Origin of the sequence: Kitasatospora nipponensis, assembly GCF_039528135.1 — a bacterium.
In the GTDB taxonomy this organism is placed as follows: domain Bacteria; phylum Actinomycetota; class Actinomycetes; order Streptomycetales; family Streptomycetaceae; genus Kitasatospora; species Kitasatospora nipponensis.
Genome location: NZ_BAAALF010000588.1, coordinates 232 through 861, shown reverse-complemented (window position 1 = coordinate 861; position 630 = coordinate 232). Strand labels below are relative to the sequence as shown.

Genomic DNA, 630 nt, shown 5'->3' with positions numbered 1-630 from the left:
CGAAGGAGAGCAGACTCTCAAGATCCTTGGCACCATTCGGCGCTGGTGTCCCGGTCAGGATCAGCCGGTGATGGGCAAGCGGGCCAAGGGCCATGCACGTAGAGACGTAGGGGCCTCTTACTCCGAGTTTCATCCGGTGCGCCTCGTCCAGGACCATCAGCGTAGGTACGGCGCTCATCCAGTCCGCGAGTTCCGCCTGATAGCGGTAGAGCCGCTCGTAGTTCACCAGCAGGACCTCAGCCCCCTGGTCCGGCCGGCGCTCGAACAGGCTGATCCGGAGCGGCACCGTGAAGCAGCCCTCGCTTTCCTCCCGCCATGCCTCATAGGCAGACTTGGGGCTGACAACGAGAAGACGTCTGACCTTCCCCTCCTCCCGCAGGGCAGCGTAAACCGCCATCGCTGTACGGGTCTTGCCCGCCCCGGGCACGCTGAAGTTCGCTCCGTGCCTGATCGACAACAGCTTCGCGATGTCGCGCGTCTGGAACTCGGTGAGCGGTGCCTGCCAGGCAGCACCAAGCCGGGGCGCCACCTCGTGCGGGCTGACCTCGCCCGCCACTTCCATGCCCTGCCGGCCGGCATCGAGACGGCTCTCAACAGCCTGCGCATCCCGCACCGATCCCTCGGCCAGCG

Annotated in this window: 1 protein-coding gene; it reads right to left on the bottom strand. The window is 66.2% G+C overall.

Annotated elements, in window-relative coordinates; all coding sequences use genetic code 11:
- Positions 1–630, bottom strand: a 630-nt coding sequence (locus ABD323_RS42070; protein WP_344447343.1) for an SNF2-related protein, incomplete at both ends; no start/stop codon positions are given.